General features: G+C 42.7%; 15 protein-coding genes. 13 read left to right on the forward strand and 2 right to left on the reverse strand.

Annotated features, from left to right (window positions below):
- Nucleotides 1–49: 49 nt before the first annotated feature.
- The 5 genes from hemW to AACW45_RS37330 all read left to right on the forward strand — a co-directional run bounded on the left by hemW (nt 50) and on the right by AACW45_RS37330 (nt 6,666).
- Nucleotides 50–1,231, forward strand: coding sequence for a radical SAM family heme chaperone HemW (gene hemW, locus AACW45_RS37310; RefSeq protein WP_190630806.1), 1,182 nt, complete (start codon nt 50–52; stop codon nt 1,229–1,231).
- A gap of 381 nt (nt 1,232–1,612) precedes the next feature.
- A complete protein-coding gene (locus AACW45_RS37315; RefSeq protein WP_190630808.1) occupies nt 1,613–3,079 on the forward strand; it encodes an SLC13 family permease in 1,467 nt (488 codons plus the stop codon).
- Between the two features lie 94 nt (nt 3,080–3,173).
- Nucleotides 3,174–4,421 carry a glycerate kinase family protein gene (locus tag AACW45_RS37320; protein ID WP_242045481.1) on the forward strand — a complete coding sequence of 416 codons (1,248 nt, stop codon included), beginning with the start codon at nt 3,174–3,176 and terminating at the stop codon, nt 4,419–4,421.
- Between the two features lie 365 nt (nt 4,422–4,786).
- Nucleotides 4,787–5,821, forward strand: coding sequence for a threonine aldolase family protein (locus tag AACW45_RS37325; RefSeq protein WP_190630810.1), 1,035 nt, complete (start codon nt 4,787–4,789; stop codon nt 5,819–5,821).
- A 239-nt stretch (nt 5,822–6,060) separates the two neighbouring features.
- Nucleotides 6,061–6,666, forward strand: coding sequence for a DUF2996 domain-containing protein (locus AACW45_RS37330; RefSeq protein ID WP_190630813.1), 606 nt, complete (start codon nt 6,061–6,063; stop codon nt 6,664–6,666).
- Between the two features lie 58 nt (nt 6,667–6,724).
- Here AACW45_RS37330 and AACW45_RS37335 read toward each other — a convergent pair whose 3' ends face one another.
- Nucleotides 6,725–7,216: a TM2 domain-containing protein gene (locus AACW45_RS37335; protein ID WP_373462017.1), complete on the reverse strand. Its 492-nt coding sequence runs from the start codon at nt 7,214–7,216 to the stop codon at nt 6,725–6,727.
- An 877-nt stretch (nt 7,217–8,093) separates the two neighbouring features.
- On the opposite strand from AACW45_RS37335, the gene acsF reads away from it, so the two are divergent.
- The 8 genes from acsF (at nt 8,094) to AACW45_RS37375 (ending at nt 16,822) form a co-directional block, all read left to right on the forward strand.
- On the forward strand, nt 8,094–9,170 hold the full coding sequence (gene acsF / locus AACW45_RS37340; protein ID WP_096642836.1) for a magnesium-protoporphyrin IX monomethyl ester (oxidative) cyclase: 1,077 nt from the start codon (nt 8,094–8,096) through the stop codon (nt 9,168–9,170).
- 468 nt (nt 9,171–9,638) lie between these two features.
- Entirely contained in the window at nt 9,639–10,181 is a 543-nt protein-coding gene (locus tag AACW45_RS37345) for a DUF6174 domain-containing protein (protein WP_190630815.1), read from the forward strand.
- Nucleotides 10,182–10,243: 62 nt separating this feature from the next.
- Nucleotides 10,244–11,530: an FAD-dependent oxidoreductase gene (locus AACW45_RS37350; protein WP_190630817.1), complete on the forward strand. Its 1,287-nt coding sequence runs from the start codon at nt 10,244–10,246 to the stop codon at nt 11,528–11,530.
- Nucleotides 11,531–11,543: 13 nt separating this feature from the next.
- Entirely contained in the window at nt 11,544–11,951 is a 408-nt protein-coding gene (locus AACW45_RS37355; RefSeq protein WP_190630819.1) for a hypothetical protein, read from the forward strand.
- A 212-nt stretch (nt 11,952–12,163) separates the two neighbouring features.
- Entirely contained in the window at nt 12,164–13,564 is a 1,401-nt protein-coding gene (locus tag AACW45_RS37360) for a collagen-like protein (protein ID WP_190630821.1), read from the forward strand.
- Between the two features lie 145 nt (nt 13,565–13,709).
- Entirely contained in the window at nt 13,710–16,346 is a 2,637-nt protein-coding gene (locus tag AACW45_RS37365; protein WP_190630824.1) for a chloride channel protein, read from the forward strand.
- Nucleotides 16,347–16,415: 69 nt separating this feature from the next.
- Nucleotides 16,416–16,676, forward strand: coding sequence for a hypothetical protein (locus AACW45_RS37370; protein ID WP_190630826.1), 261 nt, complete (start codon nt 16,416–16,418; stop codon nt 16,674–16,676).
- Nucleotides 16,673–16,822 carry a hypothetical protein gene (locus AACW45_RS37375; RefSeq protein ID WP_190630828.1) on the forward strand — a complete coding sequence of 50 codons (150 nt, stop codon included), beginning with the start codon at nt 16,673–16,675 and terminating at the stop codon, nt 16,820–16,822. The genes AACW45_RS37370 and AACW45_RS37375 overlap by 4 nt, the downstream gene beginning before the upstream one ends.
- A gap of 78 nt (nt 16,823–16,900) precedes the next feature.
- Here the strand turns inward: AACW45_RS37375 and AACW45_RS37380 are convergent, their stop codons facing one another.
- Entirely contained in the window at nt 16,901–24,466 is a 7,566-nt protein-coding gene (locus tag AACW45_RS37380) for a LamG-like jellyroll fold domain-containing protein (RefSeq protein ID WP_190630831.1), read from the reverse strand.
- Nucleotides 24,467–24,485: the final 19 nt, after the last annotated feature.

The following is a 24,485-nucleotide window of genomic DNA, read 5'->3' on the forward strand; positions in this document are numbered from 1 at the left end:
TTTTTATTGTCGGTAATTTTCTGGATGATTAATTTGATTATTTCTCACAATGGATAAAAAACTTAATTTTGATAGCCTTCCCAGTTCTGCTTACGTGCATATTCCTTTTTGCAGACGGAGGTGCTTTTATTGTGATTTTCCGATATATGTTGTGGGCGATCGCGCTCGTGGAGAAACATCTGGTACTATCTCCCAATATGTAGAGCTGCTAATTCAAGAAATCAGCATCACCCAGTCGTTTGGTCAACCCTTAAAGACGATTTTTTTTGGTGGTGGTACTCCTTCACTATTGGCGATAGACCAGTTACAGCAAATATTAGCAGCCTTAGACAGGTGTTTTGGTATTTTACCAGGGGCGGAGATTTCAATGGAAATCGACCCAGGGACGTTTGATTTAGCACATATAGCTGGTTACCGCAGTTTAGGGGTAAATCGGGTAAGTTTGGGCGTACAGGCGTTTCAACCAGAGTTGCTGAAAGTAGCAGGGCGATCGCATACAATTGCAGATATTTTTGCAGCTGTAGAGTTAGTCCGCAAAGTCGAGATACCCGAATTGAGTTTAGACTTAATCTCTGGTTTACCCCATCAGTCTTTAGGAGATTGGCAAGATTCATTAACTCAAGCAATTGCGATCGCGCCTACCCACATCTCAATTTATGACCTTACCATAGAGCCAGGTACAGCTTTTGGGCGTTACTATCAACCCGGTACGAGTCCCCTACCCACAGATGAAACCACAGTGCAAATGTACCAAATGGCACAACAAGCTTTAACATCTGCTGGTTACGAACATTACGAAATCTCTAACTACGCCCAATCAGGTCATCAATGCCAACATAATCGAGTTTATTGGGAAAACCGCCCTTATTATGGCTTTGGTATGGGAGCAGCTAGCTACATTGACGGAAAACGCTTCACTCGTCCCCGTAAAACTAAAGAATATTACAAATGGGTAGAAGCTGGTTGTGTAGTCGATTGTGAAGTTACATCAGTTAATGAAGTTTTATTGGAAACTTTTATGTTGGGATTACGTCTAGCAGAAGGGATGAGTTTAGCAGCCTTAGCCGTGGAATTTGGAACCGAGAAAGTAGAACAGATATATCAATTTTTAAAACCCTATTTTGATAAAGGTTGGGTAGAAATTATTAATGGCAGATTGCGTTTAACCGATCCTCAGGGCTTTTTATTTTCTAACGTAGTTTTAGCAGAATTATTTGCCGAATTTGGTTAACGAACAGCGAAGCTCATGAGCAAAATAAACCTATTAATAGCTGCCATTACATGGGTAAATCTCATTGTTAAAAAGCTCATAATCATAGTCAAGATTTAGCTATTTTTCAGTTCGATATATTGCTATTTAATCGACACAAATAGCCTTTGAATATAATCATTCAAGGGCTATTTTTTATTGCTGATAAACTGCACTAATCTCACCATTTCTGTTGATATTTTCATGAGAATTTACTCATATTTTCTTCATTAGATTATCATCAATTCCTGTTTAAAATTAATTTAAGGTGAAGTTAATAAAGATTTTGCCATAGCTTATTTTACCAGGATGCAACCCAAGGCACAAAAATTAAATATACCAAATAGGGCATAAATAAAAGCAATGAAAATAGATGGCGATGAGAGTAATGGGAACACAAGCAAACAGCAATCAGCTAAAATTTTGCAATATTTTCGCCCTGCCAATCCTTGTCAGAAGAAATCACTATTAGCACTGTTTTTAACATCTATATCTAGTGTCATAGTATTTCTCGCTGATGACTTATCTATCAAAGGACAGGTGACTATATTTGTATTTCTGCTGACTGTAATTTTGTGGTCAACAACCTCAATTAATGCTGCTTACATAGCCTTAATTTCTGTGCTTTTACTGCTGTTAACTGGGTGTATTTCCCAAGAACAATTTTCTGCATCTTTGGGTTCAGACGTTATCTGGTTAATGATAGGTGCATTTATTTTGGGAAGCGCAGTTAAGCAAACTGGTTTAGCCACCAGACTAACTCAAGCAGTCGCAGCTAAAGCCCACAATATTAGTAGTTTATTTTGGTTGCTAACTACAGTTTTAATTCCCCTATCTTTTTTGATTCCCTCTACCTCTGGACGCGCTGCTGTCACCCATCCAATTTTTCGCAGCATTGCCAATACCATAGAGGATCAACGTACCCGTCGCGCTCTAGCATTGTTGATGCCTTCGATTATCTTAGTATCTACAATTGCTTCCTTAACTGGTGCCGGTTCTCATTTAGTGGCTAAAGATTTATTAGCAGAAATTTCTGGAAAAGATATATCTTTTAGCCAGTGGTTAATTTATGGATTACCCTTTGGAATTGTTGCCAGTTATGCCTCTTGTTGGGTAATCATGGGTTTATTTCTCGACAAAAAACGCTGTCAACAAAAGTTAAATGCTGAATGTTTGCAACCAACGCCTCTATCTTTACCCGAACGCAAAACATTATTCATTGTTTTATTCATGTTGCTGCTGTGGATTACCGAACAATGGCATGGTTTAGAAATTGCTACCGTCACCATCATCGGAGCCATGATTCTTACCGCACCTAATCTTGGTGTCATAAAGTGGAAAGATGCAGTCAAAGATGTTTCTTGGAACCTGATTATTTTTGTCGGTGCAACCTTGGTTTTAGGACGTGCATTAATTAGTTCTGGTGCATCGGAATGGATTATTGAGCATGTTTTCCGCTTCAGTGAAATCAACAGCGCCAATTCTCAGTTTCTCATTCTGCTACTGCTCACCATCATTAGTCTAACTTCTCATATCTACATGACTTCCCATACAGCCAGAGCCGCAGCGTTAGTTCCTCCCCTGCTGTACCTCGCTAGCAGTCTCGATATCAATCCTGTTGCTGTCTTATTTCTTAGCACCTTAGGAATGGACTATTGTCTCACCTTCCCTGTCAGTTCCAAAGCATTAATGGTTTATCAAGACGCAGACACAGATGGTTTTCAACCAACAGATTTACTCCGGCTAAGTTCAGTGATGATTGTCATTCACCTCGCTTTAGTTCTCTTGTTTTATTACACCTGGTGGCGTTGGGTAGGTTTATCCTTCTAAGTCAGCAATTGTGGAATTTTCAATTTTGAATTGCTGACTCTCCACTCCCGATTTAATGACAAAAAAAGCGGCTGGATTGCCGCAGGAAATTATAATGACACTAAACATTCTAATCGCTCCTTCTGGATTTAAAGAAAGTCTTGATGCCGAACAAGTAGCTGATTGCATAGCTACAGGTATTGCTAGAGTTTTACCCGATGTCAATATTTGTAAAGCACCTCTAGTAGATGGGGGTGAAGGCTTTACCAAAACCCTAGTAGCTGCTACAGGCGGGACATTACATCATCTACAAGTAACTGGCCCTGTGGGACAACAAGTACCATCTCACTTTGGCTTTTTAGGTGGAACCACGAAAAAAACTGCTGTCTTAGAAATGGCTGCTGCGGCTGGGTTACGCCTTGTACCCGCCGATATGCGCAATCCCATGATGACAACTACCTACGGTGTAGGGGAGTTAATCAAAGCAGCCTTAGATGCTGGTGCAGAACGAATTTTAGTTGGTTGCGGTGATTCTGGGACTAATGATGGTGGTGCGGGAATGGCTCAAGCCTTGGGTGTCAAGCTGTTGGATGAAAATGGCGACGAGTTAGGTTTGGGTTGTGGAGAATTAATTAAACTCAAACACATTGATTTTTCTGAGCGCGATTCGCGTTTAAATCCAGTTCAAATAGATGTGGCTTGTAACTGGCATAATGTCCTCTGTGGTGACAAGGGTGTAGCCAGAGTTTTCGGCCCGCAAAAAGGCGCATCTCCAGCCACAGTAGAAGCAATGGCTTCAGCACTAGAACATTACGCCGCAGTCATCAAAACAGATTTAAATCTGGACGTGCGACTCATCCCAGGTGGTGGTGCTTCCGGTGGTTTAGGTGCCGGTTTACATGCTTTAATTGGCGCTAAATTACACTCACGCTATGATATCGTCATGCAGTATTTGGAATTAGATAATCTGATTCCCAACGCTGATTTAGTGATTACAGCAGAAGGCTGTATTGATTTTCAAACCCCACGCGGTAAAATTCCTGCTGAAGTAGCCAAGCGTGCCAAGCGTTATAACTTACCTGTAATTGCCCTAGTGGGAACTATTGGTGAAGGTGCAGAAATTAATTTCCAACAAGGAATTGATTATTTTAATAGTATTTTGACTCATCCTTGTCAATTGAGTGAAGCCCTTTCTCAAACCGCAACATTGTTAACAAATGCTGCCGAACAGGTAGGCAGGTTATTGTTAGTTGGTCGGCAAATTAGCAGTTTTAAAAATCCAAAATTCAAGATGCCATACGAGAAACCAGCAACAAAATTCAAAACTAGAGCTAGTTATCTGGCTAGTTACAATAATGTGTAATCAGAAGTTTTAGCAAGTTTTATTTGGGAGCATCCCAAATGTGCAAAAACGCCCTCACCCTATAAGGGTGGGGCTAGAAATAAGAAGCCTGCCTACCCTTCGGGAACGTCTTCGACGAACGCAGGCTATCAAACTTTTAGCCTGCGAAGGCAGGCTTTGTTGGTATAGCAATACCCTTCTAGGGTATTGCGTCAAAATTGGGATGCTCCCGTTTTATTTTCCTTTAAATACACCTGCTTCCAAGTAATCCATATAGATAGGGGCACAATAATATTGTGCCCTTATAATAATATCTAATCACAAAATTTTCATTGGCTGTAAATTCCTCACAGCTAACAAATGACAAGACCAGCACAGTTAAAATTATGCATAATCAGTCAGAACAATTTGCTAGCGATAATAACTCTGGAATTTGCCCGGAAGCTTTAGAATATATGCTGCAAGCAAATCAAGGTAGCGCTCCCGCTTATGGTAACGATATCTGGACGCAAAAAGCCAGCGATTATTTTCGCGAACTTTTTGAAATAGATTGCGAAGTATTTTTTGCTTTTAACGGTACAGCCGCCAATTCTCTATCTTTAGCTGCACTTTGTCAGTCATATCACAGCGTCATCTGTCATGAAACATCCCATATAGAAACAGATGAATGTGGCGCACCGGAATATGCTTCTAACGGTTCTAAGTTACTGCTAGCTAAAGGCGAAAATGGTAAATTAACAGCCGAAGCTATAGCAGGATTAGTCACCAAACGCACAGATATTCATTATCCTAAACCCAAAGTTATTAGTATTACTCAAGCCACGGAATTAGGTACTTTATATACCATAGATGAACTTTTAGCTATTAAAGAAACTGCAAGCAAATATAACTTAAAAATTCACATGGATGGCGCACGTTTTGCGAATGCAGTCGCCGCCATGAATCTAAGTCCTGCAGAAATTAGTTGGAAAAGTGGTGTAGATGTCTTGTGTTTTTGCGGTACAAAAAATGGTATGGCTTTAGGGGAAGCAATTATTTTCTTTAACAAAGCTTTAGCTGAAGATTTTGATTATCGCTGTAAACAAGCTGGTCAATTAGCTTCTAAAATGCGGTTTATTTCTGCTCCTTGGTTGGGGTTATTAGAAACTGGTGCGTGGCTAAAAAATGCCCGTCACGCCAATCAATGTGCTGCATATTTGGAGGAAAAATTATTAGGTATAGATGGCGTAGAAATGATGTTTCCTAGAGAAGCTAACGCTGTTTTTGCTAAACTACCAGAACATACAATTAAAATTCTCAAAGATAAGGGTTGGCAGTTTTATACATTTATTGGCGTGGGTGGAGTTCGTTTTATGTGTTCTTGGAACACCACACAAGCCAGAATTGATGAATTAGTGAATGATATCAAAAATGGTCAATAGTCAGAGACGCGATTAATCGCGTCTGTACAATATCCTTTTTGTTCACATATCAAATAACATTGCGATAACTCCGGTAGAATTACTATGGTAGGTATCGAAAAATTTGATTGAATGTGGGCTATGGCTGAGGAAATTAGATTTGCTGGCTATAGGGAAGCTCTCCTATGCCAAAATGAAAGTAACTAATACCATAAGGTGAGCGATCGCTCTGAAAGCTAGATAAAGGATTGACCTGAGCAATGGCAGACGAAACCAATCAAAATCAAGCGGGAGAGGTAGCTCCCACCACCGATGAACCAGTAGCAACCAGCCTTCCTACTGCCAACACGCCAGATCCCAAAGCAGCAAACCCAGAAACTAACCCCAATGCTGCTAAAACTACCACTGCACCCAAGCGCGAGAAACCCGCCGCTCAAGCAGATGGAGAAGAAAAGCCAGCCGCCAAAGCCGCAGCTAAAAAAGAAAAAGCTCCCGCCGTGGAAGATAAGCCTTTTGTCGAGTTCATCCAGCAAGAATACTTACCTGCTGTGCAAAAGGCAATTACTCAGCAAGGTGTGGCAGATTTACAACTATCTGTTGCCAAACAAAAAGTTCCCATCACTGGCTTTGAATCTGGTGAAGAATGTTGGCAACTTGTAGGTAGTTGGCAAAACGGTTTACGCCAGTTCAACGTTTATTTTCCCGATGAAGATATTCAAGGTAAAAAGGGATTTTCTTGTAACGAAGGCAAGAAACCCAGCACCTTTGAGTCATTCTTAATTGATGAACGGAAAATCACCCTTGACTTATTGGTATTTGGCTTAGTTCAACGTTTGAACGGTCAAAAATGGCTAGGTAGAAATTAATAATTTGTTAGAGACGCGATTAATCGCGTCTCTACAATTGACCAATGACAAATGACAATTAACTAGATATCTCATGAAAATAATAGGTGACGGCTCCGGTATCGGGGTCGTTATCTATTCTGGCATAACCTGATTTATACATTTCTTTGAGCGCAGTTTCCACTTCCGCGAAGTTAGCGCCTGTAGCTTTGACACCTTGAGTCACACTTAATCTACCACCATTATTTTCCGCAGCTTCGATCAGTTTAATCATCAATTGATTACCATTAGGGCGCTGAACTTGAGTGGCGACTACAGGCTGATTTACTGGTACACCGAAAGGTGAGATACCTGCTCTAGATCTCAGTCTGGCTTCGTATTCCTCAACCATACCAGGCATTAAGAATACATCAACCAACTGACCAACATAAAACAACCCACCAGTACAAAGCCACAACACACCTGTGGCGAATCTGCCATTGTATAATCGGTGCAATCCGCCTATGCCTAATAGGCCGAAAGCACACAAAATGTAAGAAGTACTTAGGCGATTATTGTTGAGAGTTTTAATTTCGTTTGTGAACGAGTCGATAGCGTTAGCAATCTGAGATGAATTAGACTGATTATAATTTGGGGAACTGTAATTACTAGCGGCACGAGGGTTTCTGGAAGCAAAAGCTGCGCCCTGGTAATTATCCATCAGTTGTTGTACAAGGTTAGCATAGGCTTCAACATCAGCACGGGTTCCGGAAAACCGACTACCATGTGCAACCTGCTGACGTAACCTGTTGGCGTTGAGGATACTATTACGTGTTTCTAGACTCACTCCTCCATACTGTTGCATGAGATCGATCAATTCTTTCCATTGCACTTGTTGTTTATCTTGGACTCTGTGGCGAATTTGGGGATCGATAAAATTGTTGTTACTCAACCAATCACGAAAATAGTCTTCTAGCGCGCCGTGAAAACTGATCAGTGCATAACCGAGTAATTCCGGGTCGTTGCCAGCTTTTTGAAATCGCTCCCAGCCTAGTTGCAGCTTATCTGAATGATTACTCATTAAAAGCTCTGTTGCTATCGTGGTTTTACTACAAATTCTAACTAACCTTGTTGCGGAAACAACATCTAGGTTACTTCTGTAGTATCTTGTCTATGCAAATGCGGCTGGTGCTGATGAACTCCAACCATAGAGTCAGTTACAAGGCTGAATCTCATTCCAGATAGACGCGCAAATAATGACTAGCAGTTCCCAATCACCGTGAGCCAAATCTAAAAATATTGTTGATTGTTGCAACTCTTAACTTTTCTTGTACTTGTTTTGATCCAGCAACTTGGTAGACTGAATTTTATACGAATGGTTTATTGTCATCTAGGAGCGCCTAATGACAGCCAACTTCTTGGCTTTGTTGGTGTACTCAAGATAATAAAGACAAAAGAGAAATTAAGACATGGTAGATTCCCTCAAAAAACCAGGCTTTGACGAATTGCGACCAGGGATTAAAGTCCCCGCAAAAGAAACACTTTTAACACCCCGGTTTTACACCACCGACTTTGATGAAATGGCGCGGATGGACATCTCCGTCAATGAAGACGAGTTAATAGCCATTCTCGAAGAGTTTCGTGCAGACTACAACCGCCATCATTTTGTTCGGGATGCCGAGTTTGAACAATCCTGGGATCATATTGATGGGGAAACTCGCCGTTTGTTCGTGGAATTTCTAGAACGTTCTTGTACAGCCGAGTTCTCTGGCTTTTTGCTGTACAAAGAATTGGGACGGCGCTTAAAAGACAAAAGCCCTGTTTTAGCTGAATGCTTCAATTTGATGTCACGGGATGAAGCACGCCATGCTGGCTTTTTGAATAAAGCAATGTCAGACTTTAATCTCTCTTTAGATTTAGGGTTTTTGACAAAAAGTCGCGCTTATACGTTCTTTAAGCCGAAATTTATCTTTTACGCTACTTATCTTTCAGAAAAAATTGGTTACTGGCGCTATATCACCATTTATCGCCATTTAGAAGCACATCCAGAAGACCGGATTTACCCAATTTTCCGTTTCTTTGAAAACTGGTGTCAAGATGAAAACCGTCATGGTGATTTCTTCGATGCAATCATGAAATCCCAGCCACAAATGCTCAACGATTGGAAGGCTAAACTATGGAGTCGCTTCTTCCTGTTGTCGGTATTTGTCACCATGTACCTCAATGACATCCAACGCCAAGACTTTTACGCCTCTATTGGCTTGGATGCGCGGGAATATGACATTTACGTCATCAAAAAGACTAATGAAACTGCAGGAAGAGTCTTCCCGTTGATGTTGGATGTAGATCATCCAGAATTTTATCAACGCTTGGATGATTGTGTAGAGAAGATGGCAAAATTAAATGCGATCGCTAATTCCAAAACTCCAAAATTCCTGCAATTCTTCCAGAAATTACCTCTTTTAACCTCCATTGGTTGGCACATGCTCAAGTTATACCTGATTAAACCGATTGACGCGGTTTCTGCTCAAGGTATGGCTCGTTAATTGATAACGGTTTTGCTAGTTTTTTAGTGGTTCTGTGTTCGCACAGAGCCACTTTTTTATTGTTGACTGTTGACGGTTGACGGTTGACGGTTGGGGAGCATCCCAAATGTGCAAAAACGCCCTCACCCTATAAGGGTGGGGCTAGAAATACGAAGCCTGCCTTCGCAGGCTAAAAGTTTGATAGCCTGCGAAGGCAGGCTTTGTTGGTATAGCAATACCCTAGAAGGGTATTGCGTCAAAATTGGGATGCTCCCGACCGTTGACTGTTGACTGTTGACACACTTGAAAGGCTTTTATCTTAGCTTGATGTCCTAATATATCTGGCTACGACTATAAACAATAATTGGCAATTGCTATATCACCCTCAAGGGTACTATTCACATATATGTGAAAATAGTTAACTTAGAAAAAGTATGCAAAATGTAAATAATCAACATATTTCATGGTTATCTATATAGATAAAAACCTATGTCTAATATCAATAAACCCTATTTACAATGGGCAATAATTATTTGCTTATTATTTAGTGGTGGGATAGCAATTTTTACTAACCGTGCATTATTCATAAATTCATCTACCCACGAACTCACAGCAGCTAAAAAGAAGTGGGAAGCACAAAATATTAAACATTATCAAGTAACGCTCAATTATCCTAGCCACAATTGTCAGCAAGAGGTAGAAATTAAAGATGACAAAATAATTGCTGTCAAGAAAAATACCTGTCAAACAATTCCTCTACATACTATTACTAATTTATTTACGGAGATAGAATCGGCGGCTCATGGCGAAAAATGCGGCCCTAATGGCTGTGCTTGCGATGGGCCAGTAGGTATAGATGCAAACTACGATCCTAAATACGGTTATCCAATTCAACTTGAATTTAAATTAAAGCCAGAACAGCGTTGGCAATATTTTGATTACTGGAAACATCAATTTTCTGGGAGTTATTGCACCTTAGTTGGCTTTGTTGGTCACAAAGTTGAGGTTAGTAGACTTACAACTATAAGATAAGCTCAATAGAAACAATAAGTAGTAGGATTAATTCTGATCAATCAGCGTAAGGGGGAAAGTCTATGCTCCAAAAAACTGTCATTATTGGAGCGGGCCCGGCTGGACTTTTACTTGCTCATTATTTGTTACGTCGGGGCAAGTATAATGTCGAAATTTATGAGCAACGTTCCGATCCGCGTTTGATGGATACATCTCCAGAACGTACCTTTCCTATCTCGCTTCAGGAACGGGGTAGAAAAGCAATCCGCTCTATTGATGGCTTAGAAGAGGCGATCGCAGCTGCTAGCGTATTCTGTAATGGAACTAAAATTTATCGCCAGTCAGGTAAAGCCCGTGAGATTTCTCGTGCAGTACCAATTATGACTATCGATCGCAATCGTCTGGTGATGATTTTGTTGGAACATTTGACTCAAAGTTACACCACAGAACAACTCAGAGTAAAATTTGGCTGTCAATGTCTGCAAGTGGATGGGAAAGCGAAAACTGTAATATTGCAGCCAGAACAGGGTGAAGCTTTTACTCTAACTTACGATCGCTTGATAGCAGCAGATGGGGCGCGATCGCGGATTCGGGAATATTTAGCCCAAGATGCGGATTTGCATTGCGAACAAAGCTATGTGTCTGATGCCTATAAAACAGTAATACTACCGCGATTTAATCCAGCGCTGGGTTTAGAGTTGGAAGCCGACAAAATCCATGCATGGAATCTCAACAAAACCCGGATGATGATGGTACCCCAACCAGGCGATCGCCTCAATGGGGTGATTGTTTTTGATGCCCAGCAAAACCCTTTAGCAGGATTATCTAGTAAAGAGGAGATATTAGCGTTTTTTAAAGATAAATTTCCCCTGATAGGGCAATTAATGTCAGCAGATGAGGCAGAAGCGTTATTACAGCGTCCGGTGGCGCGGTTGGTAACCGTAAGTTGCGATCGCTTTCATGAGGGCGATAGTATTTTGGTTATTGGTGATGCGGCTCATGCAGTATCGCCGTCAATTGGGCAAGGCTGTAATGCTTCCTTAGAGGATGTACTGATTTTTGAGCAATTTTTGGCACAGTATCAGGATGATTGGGCGCAAGCTTTACCCGCCTTTTCTGCCCACCGAGTTCCTGAAGCCCATGCATTGAAGGAATTGTCAGATTATTCGTTCCCACCAACAAAGATACTAGGAATTGAGTTTGTCTTGCGGTTGATGACGGGTAAACTTTTGCATAAATGGTTCCCGCAATGGGTGAAGCCATTTGTTATGGATCTACTGCAAGATGAAAATTTGTCTTATTCCCAAATTTTAAGCCTTAGCCAGGGTTGGATTAACAAAGTTAAGCGATCGCGGCTGCGTACCTCATGACGAACCGTATAATATGACACATGATTATAGCAGTAAAGAAATCGAATCATTAGTCATTGGTAAATGGCAATATGAACATAATGGTTTTTCATATTCTGAAGAATATAAAAAAAATTTCACTTATGAAATAACGGTGAATGGTAAAAACCTGATTACCATATCAGCAATTGGTTTATTAGGTTCAAAGTTTACGGGAAGCTGGTATGTAAAGGATAGTACATTACATCTCATAAATGACAATAACCCCAATTCATTATTGAATTTAGATTTGCTAGGCTTGAACTTCTCATTGATGGATATATTCAAGAAATATTCCCCTAGTTCCAACCTTGTTAAACGGGAGATATTTTCTATCGATCAAAAACATATGTCTCTTCAAGTCAAGAGGAATTCATACATCATTATTTTTCGTAAAAGTTGAAAGTAATTAAACGAATTTTACTTGCAGGAACACTAAAAAATAAAATCGTAAGTTGTCGATAGGAGGTTTTCCCATCTCTACAAGTTTCAACCCTTGGTGGATGATGGGGATGTATTTTATGCGATCGCTCCTCATACCAAGCTCATCGGGAGCAAATACACAAAATTAGCGTCATTTACAGCAATAGTGATAAATATTTGAGATATATAGAAATGAAAAAGGGTTTATTACATAAGCTGCCATTATTATTGATATTCTGCCTATTTACTAGCTTATTACCTGCTTCGGGATCGGTTTTCTGTTCTGCATCTGCTTATGACGACTACAGAAGAACAGATAGAGATTATGGCACAGATGGTAGTAAAGGTAGCGATGGGCGTTCTGGAAGAAGTGGGCGCAACGGTGAAAACCAAACTATTGTGGTGGATGGTTCGCCTGTAAATCTCGATTTGTCTGGTCAAAATGGCGAGGATGGTGAAGATGGTGAAAGAGGCGATCGCCCTTCCTGTCGTAATCAGCCAGATGATGTAAGTCATGATATCCATGCACCAGATGGCGGTGATGGTGGTAGAGGTGGTAGAGGTGGTGATGGGGGAAATGGTGGTTCCCTGACTGTTTATTACAAGAATTTGGAAGATTTACGGAAAATATCCGTCCGGGCGACTGGTGGTGACGGCGGACGGGGTGGACGAGGCGCTAATGGCGCTCAAGGTTGTAATTGTCGCCGCCGCAAATGGGAAGTTAAAACCTGTACGGGAACTCCTGGTAGTCCAGATTATAAGTGTACGGAAAAAACTTATCGCTGTCATGACGGTCAAGATGGACGCACTGGTGAGGATGGTAGCGATGGTAACAGAGGTCGCTTAGGCACTTTGAGTATTGTCAAAGGTAAGGAATCCTTAGCGGCGGACGTTCCCAGTTTACAAGTAGCAGTTTCGGAATTAGCCGCAAAGCAATTTAACCTTTCCAAAAATAAGTGGAATATCAAGACAGGGGCGAATGTTTTACTTGCGCCTGGTTCTGCGATCGCAGATGAGTACCGCGAATTTGACCAACGCTTAGAAGGAACTTTTCAGCTAGTATGGCAAGATAGACAACCAATCAGCAGTTTTGCAGGTCAGGTGGCAACAATAAATTTAAACGATAATAAACAAGTTGAAGTTAGTTTTCCTGAAGATTTATGGGTTGATGGTAACAGTAAAACTGAGGCGAATTTGACTACCTTTACAGTAAATAATGCAATTGCTAAAAAGGATGTAACACGTTTAGCAGTAGCGGAATTTGCAGGCGCAGAACAAAATCTCAATTTAAAAATAGTCGATTTAGCCGCTAAATCTGATGCCCTGCAAACTCAGTTTCGCGTAAAATTCCGGGCACAGGATAATTCTTCCGGTTTCTCTGATTTTCGCACTGTATATGAAGGCGATATCCCTGGTAACCTTGTGACTCGCGACTATAATCGTTTTATTCTCGCTTTAGGTAAACTCCCAATTTCCGCACCCGCCCTCAGTCCTGGCGTTAATGTTGATATTGAAGTCATCGCCACTCGTTCACTAGGAGGACGTTCAGCCAAGCAAAGCATTAATTGGCAAGGTCATATTCGCAAAAGATAGGATTTGTTGACCGTTGACCGTTGACCGTTGACCGTTGACCGTTGACCGTTGACCGTTGACTATTGACCGTTGACCTTTGACTATTTAAAAAATATTACCAAATCTAAATTATGATTTTAGTTATTAATAATTTATTTAGATTTATATGTCGCTTCCTGTTCTGACTCAGCGCATTCGCAGTCTGTGGCAGCCTAGAAGAGGTTTAGCGATCGCAGAAGCTTCTGTTATTGGTATTGTTGCTGCTTTATCGGCAGTATTTCTCAAAGTCGGGTCGGGATGGTTGGGTACTTGGCGAGTTCATAGTACCCAGATTTTACCAGCATGGGTGGTTTTACCCTTAGTGGGTATGGGTTTTGGGTTTCTCTCTGGCTGGTTAGTGCAGCGTTTAGCCCCAGAAGCCTCCGGAAGCGGGATTCCCCAAGTCAAGGCGACGTTGGCGAATGTGCCGATGACGCTATCTTGGCGCGTGGCGGCGGTGAAGTTAATCAGTGCGATTATTGCGTTGGGTTCGGGGATGACTCTGGGACGACAAGGCCCGACTGTTCATGTTGGTGCAGGTTTAGCTGCGGGATTGAGTCGTTGGGTTCCTACTTCCCCAGATCATCGGCGACAGATGATTGCTGCGGGTGCTGGTGCCGGTTTGGCTGCGGCGTTTAATGCACCGATCGCTGGCGTATTGTTTATTGTGGAAGAGTTACTGCAAGATTTATCGGGAATTACTCTCGGAACTGCGATTATTGCCTCGTTTATTGGTGGGGTAATATCTCGATTATTGGGTGGTCGCAGTTTGGATTTAAATTTACCTTCCACCGAATCCCTCAGTCAGTTTTCTCTCCCAGAAATACCCTTTTTCTTACTGTTGGGTATTTTAGCAGGGTTGTTGGCTGCCCTATTTAATCAAGGTCTAGTATTTAGTATTAAAGCATACCGGAGATTACATGTTAGTTTACCGCTAAGAATTGCTTTAGCTGGTTTTGTCTCTGGTTGTGTCGTGGCAATGCTGCCAGCTTCTTTCCGTGATAATACTGGACTGAGAGAATATTTAATTACGGGAGAATCCAATGCGTTATTAGCCGCGATCGCCTTTGTTGCTCAATTCGTTCTCACCTTGGTAGCCTTTGGTTCTGGCGCGCCAGGAGGGTTATTTGCGCCCAGTCTCATTTTAGGTTCTTGTTTAGGTCATATTGTCGGTGTATTTGAATCTCAACTGTTAGGCGGCGATTCCCATACTACCTACGCTTTAGCGGGAATGGGCGGATTTTTTAGCGCCGTTTCTAAAGTCCCAATCACAGCGATTGTGATTGTGTTTGAAATGACAGCAGATTTTAACTTGGTGCTACCTTTAATGATTGTCTCTGTCACCTCATACTTAGTAGCAGAGAAAGTTGTACCGGGTTCTTTGTATGAAAAACTTTTAAAATTAAAAGGCATTACCCTAGCTGCAAACGTCTCTGTAGAAGGAATCATGACCAAATTAACAGCTAACAAGGTAATGCAACAGCGAGTAGAAACTCTCGATGTGGAGATGACTATTGAGGAAGCGATCCAAGCCTTTTCTCGTTCTCATCATCGGGGTTTTCCCGTAGTTGAAGAAGGTAAGTTAGTCGGAATTATTACCCAATCAGATTTATTCAAAGTTCGCGATCGCAAATTACCCAACGATACGCCAATTAGAGAGGTGATGACATCCAAGCCAATCACAGTCACACCGCAACACAATCTGCAGAATGTGCTGTATTTACTGGATCGCTATCAAATTAGTCGCTTACCAGTAGTTGAAGGGCGCAAACTGATTGGGATTATTACCCGTGCAGATATTATCCGCGCTGAAGCCGATCATTTAAATTGCGAAAATGCAACTATGGGGCCGCAACCGGAACCATCTTATGTAGTTTACCAAACGCGATCGCCCAATATTGGCAGAGGCAGATTATTAGTGACAGTGGCGAATCCGGAAACAGCCGGGACTTTATTACAAATGGCTGCAGCTATTGCCCGCGATCGCCATTATGAGATAGAGTGCGTCCAAGTTATTTTAGTCTCGCGCCACAGTTCGCCCACAGAAACCCAAGTCAGAACTGCAAAAAGTCGCCGCTTACTTAGACAAGCGGAAGTCTTAGCGAAAAAGTGGAAAATTCCCCTACATACACAAATTCGCGTAGCTCACGATGTTGCCCAAGCAATTTTAGAAACCATCAGCGAACGCCACATAGATTTAATTTTGATGGGTTGGAAAGGTAACACATCTACCCCAGGTAGGATTTTTGGCACAGTTGTTGATACCATCATTCGCCAAGCTACCTGCGATGTTGTCTTAGTGAAATTAGGTAACCAGTCAACAGTCAACAGTCAACAGTCAACAGTCAACAATCAGTATAGTTTTAATCGTTGGCTAGTACCAATGGCTGGCGGGCCGAATGCAAGGATAGCGATTAAATTACTTCCAGCTTTGGTGACATTAGGAAACGATCCGCAAATTCGCCTTACCAGGGTATTCACACCGTCGGAATTAGCACCAGACATGACAGTTTTAGAACAAGCTATTAGTCAATTAATTCGCCGACGGAAGCTATCTAGCACTGTAGTGGCTTCGCCGGTGAAAGCTGATTCTGTTTCTCAAGGTGTAATTAACCTCGTGAAAACCGAAGGTTATGATGTAGTTGTTTTAGGTGCTTCCAGAGAAGGATTATTACAGCAAGCAATTCAAGGTAATATTCCCGAAGCGATCGCCTCTGGTGTCGAAAGTACAGTGATTTTAGTCAGAGGTGCAGTTAATAGTTAAGGTATATGGGAATCTTATTTGATATTAAGAAAAAAAGGACAAGGAGGACAAAGGGGACAAGGAAGATAGGTGTTTGTAACTATTACAATCGATCTGCCACCGAAAATTGAGGCGCTGCTGCGACAGGGTGCCCAAAGTACTGGACAAGATATTTCGCAAATGGCGATCGTGGTTCTAACTTTGGGGCTGAGTTTGGATGATAGTGATTTTTTTGAGGCTTTAAAGGGAATTCAACGCGGGCTTGATGATTTTGAACGAGGACAATTTTCAAGTTTAGAAGACTTTATTGCCGAGCAGAATCAAAAATACGGGTTGTCTCTGGAAGCATGACCTACCGCATTGATTTTTCCAGCGTTGCAAAAGCCGAAGCGGATGCTGCTTTCTTAAGTTTACCCCAGCTATCGATGATTGCTCATCCAAATCAAGCAAAAAGTGCGATCGCCGATGCGTTATGCTGTTGTCAAGGCATCCGATAAGATCGGCGATCACACTCCCCGTAGTAGAAAAGCGATCACTCTTTTTGCGGAGACTTTAAAAAGTCACGAGATTAGCTCTCAGGCTTTTTTCTCTTCCTTTAGTAGTTTCCAAATTTCATCCAGCTTAAGCTCCATTGCAGCATTCGCCTTTTCTATATTCGCCACTTTTTCTTTGAGCAATGCAATCTGATCCTCTTGTGAGACTGCGGGAGGAAGTTGACGAATATCTCGACCAAAGCCCATCAAGGCTGGACGTTCTACATAGGTAACGCGGTGCAGTACCCGCCAGGCTTTGTTCGCCTTCCCTTTAGCTTGTCGGAGGGCGCGGGCTTCTTCGCTATTACCTGCCAGCCATTCGGGATCAACGACGTAGCTAAAGAAGTCATTGAAGTTGTTAGTGCTACCTTCGAGGTAAAAGCTCATAAAGCGGTAACGATTGACTTTTTCTCCGGGTAAGAGAGGCAAATCGTCATAGTTGGTGATGCCACGGCTTTCTACACCGCTTAAGTCAACATTTAACTGAATGCCCTTGCTTCGAGTTTCGGTTTTACTCATAGTTTGGGTGAGGTTGACCGTTGCTTGGGCTGTTAATTCAATAGCGATCGCACCTACATGGAGCTTCTCTTCCCATCCCAAAGCAGCATTCATGCTAAAAGAACCACCGATGGAATGTTCAGCAGTATTCGCAAAACTTTGGGCTTCGGCGCGTAACCCACCGTCCGCATCCCAAACATAGCTATTGACGATGTTACGCTTGCCGGAACGAATTTGAATAGTTTCCATTCTCTTCTGCCACCGGGCAAAACTCGTAGCGGCATTGGCTCGCAAATTTGGATCTTTAATCTGTTTGTCAATCTCTGCCTGCTTCTTTTTCACCTCTTCTGACTGCTTGTCTTGTGCTGCCTTTGCTTCTTGTTGTAATTTTCTAGCTTTTTCTTGTTCTTCGGAAGTTTTCTTTTGATCGTCTTTAAAACTGTCATCAGGCTTATCTTCTTCGCGTTTGACAGCAATCTCTCCCGGTGTATTACCTTTATCTATTTCTTGCCCTAATGAAGTTTCATCCAGTAAACGGGAATTGAAGTTGGAAAAGTAAGCTTCTCGATCTTTGTCCTGTTGTTCAATTTTTTGTTTGAGATCGTATGCTTCTTGTAGGCGATAATAACTGGCAGGATAAAGGGAGCCAAAGCGCGATCGCATTTCAGGAACGTGCTTAAAAAACCTTTGACTGGTGGCACTGCTGCCCGTCATTCCATCCAGGCTGCCACTCATGGTGTAGGCGGGATTAATCAAAAACGTGATGGTATTGATATCGGGGGGAATATTCTCAACTGGAAGAACCTGATACCCAACCATTTTGCTACTCCGCTTTAGTCGGGTAATAAACACATCCGCTAAGGCCGAAATCACCAATGCATAACCAACATTTTTGGGGATGAACCGTTTGCCTAAGTGAGGGAAGTAAGCTTCTTGTTCTTGAGTTCCCGACAATTGTAACTTGTCGGTCATGCTGAGAGATGAACTTGAGGCAATACTACTCTCGTTTTGGAATTGGTAACCAGTTTCTAGATTACCTTTATAGCCTGAACGGGTACTAAGTATCTTTTTAGTTATTGCAACTCCAGCACTTAGTTCAACATCAAGTCCAGCGAACAACTCACCTTGATACCCAAATCCAGAGTCCTGAGATCGCGTCCACTTAAATTCCACATCTTCCGACAGGGCTAGCTCAACGGATGTTGCACCATTGTAGTTGTCTTCCAGGGTGAGGTTTTCGCTGGGAATCGGTGGTGCGCCTTCGATATAGCCTAACAGGGTGGGAGCAAACTGCCCATTGCCAATCCATTGTAGCTCTAATTGTTCGATGCGTTTGTCGGGCAACAGATGAACGCCCTGAAGCGAAGGAGCCGCTAAAAACCGTCGCATCATGGCGGATTTATCTTTGCTAACTGTGCTGTATTCGCAACTGATCGCAGCATCAGCAATCTCATTAACCAAAGTTGCTCCATTCACTGTACCGTGATTGTTGTTCTTAAGATCGGTAACTTTCGAGGTGGAGCCTTCGAGGGTGATGCCATTGAGCGGATAGTAGGCGATTAATCCTGGTTCTGTGCCCGTCAGGCGCTGATATCTACGTGCTTGAATTTCGGCAGGGGTGAGGGCTTTATTCCAAATGCGGACTTCGGCAATGCAGCCTTTAAAGAATCGCTCACCCAGGGATGAACCTATCTTCAAAGCATCTGTGCCTTGAAAGGGGCTACGGGATTGCTGAGACTTATTATCTAGCTCACCGTTGATGAAGATTGCCTGTTCCTGGTTGGTTTTGCTGTAGCGGAAGGAAATGTGATACCAGGTATCTGCTGAAAGCTCCTTTGTGCCCGTGGTATCGTTGTTATAAAATCCGAAATGAGCTTTTTTATTTCGGATGACCAAGTGCAATCCCTTATTGTTCTGGTCGGTATCGGTGCCCAGGATTGAAAGATCTTTACTTCCTAACTCGCTGGGCTTAATCCAAGCTTCAACGGTAAAGTCAGCGCTCAAGCTGCCGCCTGTTAGGGGGAGACGAATAAAGTCATCCTTACCATCAAACTGGATGATTGGCTCGTTGATTTGCAAGACGAGCGGGGGGTCAGAAAACTGGATCGTTGGAGGACGTAAGCTGCCGATCGGCACTGCACAAACTTCCCAACTCGCGCCCGAAATAGTACCGTCGTTTCCATCGCCTGTTTGGTTTTTGACCGCCGTTCCAGTGGCTTCGTTGAGGGGATAGTAGGCAACTAAACCTGGTTCATTTCCCGTGAGTTGGGTTTTGCTGTTGACTTCAATCTCTTCTTTGGTTAGGGCAACCTTCCAGACCCGTATTTCGGCTAATTTACCCCAAACTAATGCTTTTTGAGTCATGAATGAATTACCAAGACTGTCGATCGCGATCGCAGCAGAGGAACTTTCAATTCTTGGATCACCCTTAAAGCTTGCTGTCGCATTTTGGGCAGAGCGATCCCTCACTTCAGCTTTACCCTCTTTGGCGCTAAACTGCCACCAGCCCAGTAAGGCTGAATCATTACTGGTTAGGGTCTTGTCCCAGTTAGCCGCAATTTCATCTTCAGTGAAGGGGCGATTCCAAATTCGCAGTTCATTAATCTGACCTTTAAAGTGCGGATTGTTCCATGATTTGCCAGCAAAAAGATTCCCTGTGCCGCTGTATTTATTCGTCAGTCGAGTTGGATCTTCAGTAACTTTTTTACCATCACAATAAATCTGCCGCTTTTGGGTTTTGTCATCATACACACAAGCCCAGTGGTGCCAGCCAGTGTCTGTGTAGGAGTCGGGTGTATCTAAATTGTTGTCATAAAAAGAAAACCTAAACTTATTGTTGCTTGAAAAGCCAATATTGAGTCCTTTATTTTGCTGTTCTGAGCCTTGAAAAAGAATGATTTGATCCTGATTGGGAGTCGTAGGAGCGGTTAGTTTTGCCCACAATTCGATTGTGAAACTTTTGCCGTTGAGGTCGATTTTGTTGCCACAATCGAGAACATCATCGGTTCCATCCAGCACTAAAGCGGCTGTAGATACGGTTTTACCAACTTCTTTGCCGTCAATATAAAACACAGTCGTGGTGTTTGTGTCGCTGCCTTTGCCCACTGCCGTCAGATGATGCCAGCCCACTGCTAGATTTTCCAGATTATAGCCGCTGTTATAAAACCGATCGTCAACAGTAGTGCCCAGATACTTACCATCTCGGATAACAATGGGTTGTCGTATACTATATTCCGAAAAAATGGGAAAATATAGAGTAATCCATTTGTTGTGGCGCGACACGTAAACTGTTATCAAGTCGTCATCTAGTGTCAAGAAGGGGTAAAAAAACCAGGCTTCGATCGTCCATTCTGTATTTAGGTGGATGGGTTGCTTGAGGCTGACAACACAACTGGACCTTAGCCTAATGGAACCGTCGGCACTGGGGACAGGGGAACCACTGTCAAACATCAAGCCAAACTTCAGGCAGGTTCGCTGGGTGTCAGGAAGCCATTCTTCAAAGGTTGTATTTTTGCTGTCAGCCGTTGCATCAAAATTCGTTTGACGCATCCGCCCCTGTTCGTCGAAATAGCTGAGTTGAACGTTGCCCTCGCAGGTTTCGATCGCACTCAGTCGGCTAGCCGGCCGCACAAAATCCAACACTGCCCCTTGAGTGGTCAACTTGCGATCGTCGGTGGCAATCACTCTCATTTCTACAGGAGCAGAGCTAGCCAGGTTTAAGCCCTGAATTTCATTCCGGACAACTTGCAGTTGATTATTTACAGCCGTTAACTTCGTCTCATTGTCCTGTCGATCCTTCAATCGTTGTAAATTCGTCTTCTCATTCTCAAGTTCAGCGTTTTTTGCATTACGTTCTCTTTTTTTGTCTTCAGTTTTGATATTCTCGATACGCCAATTACAGCTATCAGCTAAAGACCAAGGATATAGCTGAATCACTCCACCATCATCGTAGCTAATGCCTGATACATCAAACCCCTTAGTCGGGACGTGTTTTGAGCAGATGCTGTACGAGCCATCACTATTCCGATTAACTATCCATCTTTGCCAATTAACATTAGCATCTGTGTACTGGTCAATCCGTGCATGATTTGCATTTTTATCGGAGCCACTGATGTGTAAACATAGCTTTGTGTTGTAACCTCCGTAACGATTTACAATTTTGTAACCATTATCTCCTGGCTCAAACTTCCACTGTATAGTCCACATCCCTCGCACTACTAAGGATGAGGGGTCATATATAACCCCCTGTTTGATACCCGCGCCATTTGACTGCTGATTGTCCAATGCTTGTATGCATCTTTCACTGTGTTTGGCAACGATATAGCACCAGTCACTAAAGGGGTTATTTACCAAATTGTTATATTGACTCTGTAAAGTGTTAACCTCGTTTTGCAAGTTCTGAACTCTTGTCTCGGAAGCGGCGATCTCTGCGCTTAGGTTGGTTCCTGCCACAGCGGAGGATTGATTTTGACGCTTTGCTCGTTCTAGAGCCTGCTGACGCAGCAGTAAAACTGCTTCTGCTTGCTCTAGCGATGTCAATCTTTGCAAGCTAGTTCTCTGAATCGATTGGGGAGTTGCCGATCCCTGTAACTGAAGTTTGTCATTGAGGTTGTCATTATAGGTTTCTACGGTAATGCTGTCACAGACCAGGGTAATCCTGTGCTTGCGGATCTCTAGCTGCGTCCAATTTCCTTGAATATTGCCGATGCCAAAGGAGCGCACTAGCGAAACGCCATCCGGTACTGTAAAACTGGAACTCGCTTTGTACCAGTTATTATCTAGAGGTGTTATCTGCGTCGAGCTTGCTGTAATCTCGATCCAATCCTGAGAACTCCGGCTTTTCTTGCCTTTGTAGATGAAGGTCAGCGCAGACACGGTACCGTTAGGTTTAAATTCAAATTCTTCGGTGTAGGTAGCTCGTTCAGAAACTGCAAACAAGTCCTCGTTTATGTATTCAATGGCTGTTGCTGTTCCCTGTAAATTCCGCTCCAGAGTGCCAGAACTTACATAGGCTCCTCCTTTAACCGTGCCATCATTGCCATTGGGGGAAAAATCGATGAATTTTCCCTCTGCGATCACATCAAGCCGCCAATATCCCACTAAACCTGCTTCGTTCCCCCTGAGTGGCAAGCTATTTTTGATTTCATCAGCAGTACAAGCTCTGTTCCAGAGCCGTACATCACTCAATTTGCCGTTAAAATAGCCATCTGACCCGCTGTTGCTCTTGCCAATATAGTTTTGGGTGCGGTTAACGATCGGCGGCAATTTGAGGGTTTCGGTCTTAATTTGCTGACCATTTTTGTAGAGTGTGGTTTTTCCATCTGCATCGATCGTGGCTGCTACATGAATCCATTTACCAGATTCTAATATACCAGGGGCATCAATGTTTTGCCGATCTTGAGTGAGGATGGGAGAGGTTTGCGTAGGCAGAATGGCTCTGACAGCAGCGACAATTCTCTTGTTGTCTTCTTGAGGAATCATCGATTCATGGGTATTCCAGTAGGATTTAAGAATCGTTTTCAGTGCTTCAATCTTTAGTGAATCTACCTGTAATGCTGTTGCTTCTTGCCAATTAAACACAGAGCCTTGAACATCAAAAATTCTCAAGCTCAATTGATTTTTATTTTGATTATCTTTGGCGATCGCAATCAATCGTTTTCCTTCTTTTGGCAAAGCACCTGCCCCGCCAGAAGCGATCAATTTGAGATCGTAGTCTCGACCAATAGAAAACCGTAGATCGGTGGCAGTATTTCCACTACCAAATACGATATTTTCCGCATCAGCACCGTTACCAAAGTCAATGATTCTAGACTTTGGTTTCAAACTGTTAAAACAGATCCACGCTTCTACTGTCAATCCTTGAGAAAAATCATGATTCATTGGGGGTAGAGCAATATAATCGTCTACGCCATCCAAAGTAATTCCTTCTCGATTCCTGTTTTCTTGGCTCTTTTTCTGTAAGTCTTTTAAGGTATTGGGAGGCAACAAGACTTGACGACTCATGCTGCGGCAAATCTTTTTCTCAGATTCCCGATCGGCAATTTTTGAGAGCGTACCATCCGGCGCTACTGCAAAGCTCAAAGTGACTATATTGCCGCGACTGGTACCCACCACTAGCATGACTCGAACCGATTCTCTCAGTAATTGCCGGATGAAGTTACCGTCCTTGTCCTTTGCCTGAGTATCTCTTTCCCGTTGTACGTTGTAGCGGGTTGCCGCGATCCCTTTGGAAACGGTAATATTGCTGCCTAGATTCAAAGTCCGCTTAATGATCCCGGAAATATTACGCGGTTCGGGATCAAGAATTGTATAGTCTTTGACATCAAATAAACCCTCCTCGGAAGCGCGTAGAGTGGTGACTTCAACGGTTTGAGTTTGGCTGTTATAGGCAAAAATATGCCAGCGATATTTATCTTGTTCCTGGGTTGGCAATAGAACCACTGAAAACCAACCATCTTTCAAATCCCTGATTAGACTCAATTCGGTGGTCGGTTCATAAAAGGGATTGCCCTGAATATCCACGAAATCCAAAGCATCCGCGTTGAGCAATCCGCTTTCCCCTTGGCGCTGTTTTTGAATTGGTTTATGCTTCTGCCTGCTGCGTTTAAAGCGCACGTCTAGCTTACGGTTTAAGGTATTGGTTAAGCCGTCCAAAACAAAGCGATCGACGAACAAAGTATTAGACTTAGACTGACGAAAAACATAAATATAGCCTAACCCTGAAACCAACTGCACCGGAGCAACTGCTGATTGATCGTGAGTCTTGTAGCGCGATCTCAACAAATAAACACTTTTTGCTTCATCAATCGTGAATTCTTCTTTTTCTTTATCAATTACTGACTGATCATTGTCTTCATTAGGTAACTCTAGCAATTGCCAATTTTCCCACCCTGTTCTAGCTTCTGGTTCTTGATTGAGGTAACTGTCTTCAAAACCATCTTGTTTAATGGTGTACCATAACTTCCCACCCTCATCAGTTCCAACCAGAACCACTTTCCCCTCATGGGTCACGCAATTGATATGCCGGATTGATCCTTGAATAGACGGTGGTACTGAATTTGAACGGGTATTGTCGCTGGAGGTGCTTTTAGTACAGTTAGGCAGTAACATATTTTTTCCTTGTCAGATT

The sequence above is a fragment of the Calothrix sp. FACHB-168 genome, from assembly GCF_963889195.1.
Lineage (GTDB): Bacteria > Cyanobacteriota > Cyanobacteriia > Cyanobacteriales > Nostocaceae > Aulosira > Aulosira anomala_A.

Bases quoted from the DNA above. Each gene is read 5' to 3' on its own strand.
- AACW45_RS37360 (WP_190630821.1), top strand. From the start codon at position 12,164: ATGAAAAAGGGTTTATTACATAAGCTGCCATTATTATTGATATTCTGC.
- AACW45_RS37320 (WP_242045481.1), top strand. From the start codon at position 3,174: ATGACACTAAACATTCTAATCGCTCCTTCTGGATTTAAAGAAAGTCTT.
- AACW45_RS37350 (WP_190630817.1), top strand. From the start codon at position 10,244: ATGCTCCAAAAAACTGTCATTATTGGAGCGGGCCCGGCTGGACTTTTA.
- AACW45_RS37315 (WP_190630808.1), top strand. From the start codon at position 1,613: ATGAAAATAGATGGCGATGAGAGTAATGGGAACACAAGCAAACAGCAA.
- AACW45_RS37365 (WP_190630824.1), top strand. From the start codon at position 13,710: ATGTCGCTTCCTGTTCTGACTCAGCGCATTCGCAGTCTGTGGCAGCCT.
- acsF (WP_096642836.1), top strand. From the start codon at position 8,094: ATGGTAGATTCCCTCAAAAAACCAGGCTTTGACGAATTGCGACCAGGG.
- hemW (WP_190630806.1), top strand. From the start codon at position 50: ATGGATAAAAAACTTAATTTTGATAGCCTTCCCAGTTCTGCTTACGTG.
- AACW45_RS37380 (WP_190630831.1), bottom strand. From the start codon at position 24,466: ATGTTACTGCCTAACTGTACTAAAAGCACCTCCAGCGACAATACCCGT.
- AACW45_RS37330 (WP_190630813.1), top strand. From the start codon at position 6,061: ATGGCAGACGAAACCAATCAAAATCAAGCGGGAGAGGTAGCTCCCACC.
- AACW45_RS37325 (WP_190630810.1), top strand. From the start codon at position 4,787: ATGCATAATCAGTCAGAACAATTTGCTAGCGATAATAACTCTGGAATT.
- AACW45_RS37345 (WP_190630815.1), top strand. From the start codon at position 9,639: ATGTCTAATATCAATAAACCCTATTTACAATGGGCAATAATTATTTGC.
- AACW45_RS37355 (WP_190630819.1), top strand. From the start codon at position 11,544: ATGACACATGATTATAGCAGTAAAGAAATCGAATCATTAGTCATTGGT.
- AACW45_RS37375 (WP_190630828.1), top strand. From the start codon at position 16,673: ATGACCTACCGCATTGATTTTTCCAGCGTTGCAAAAGCCGAAGCGGAT.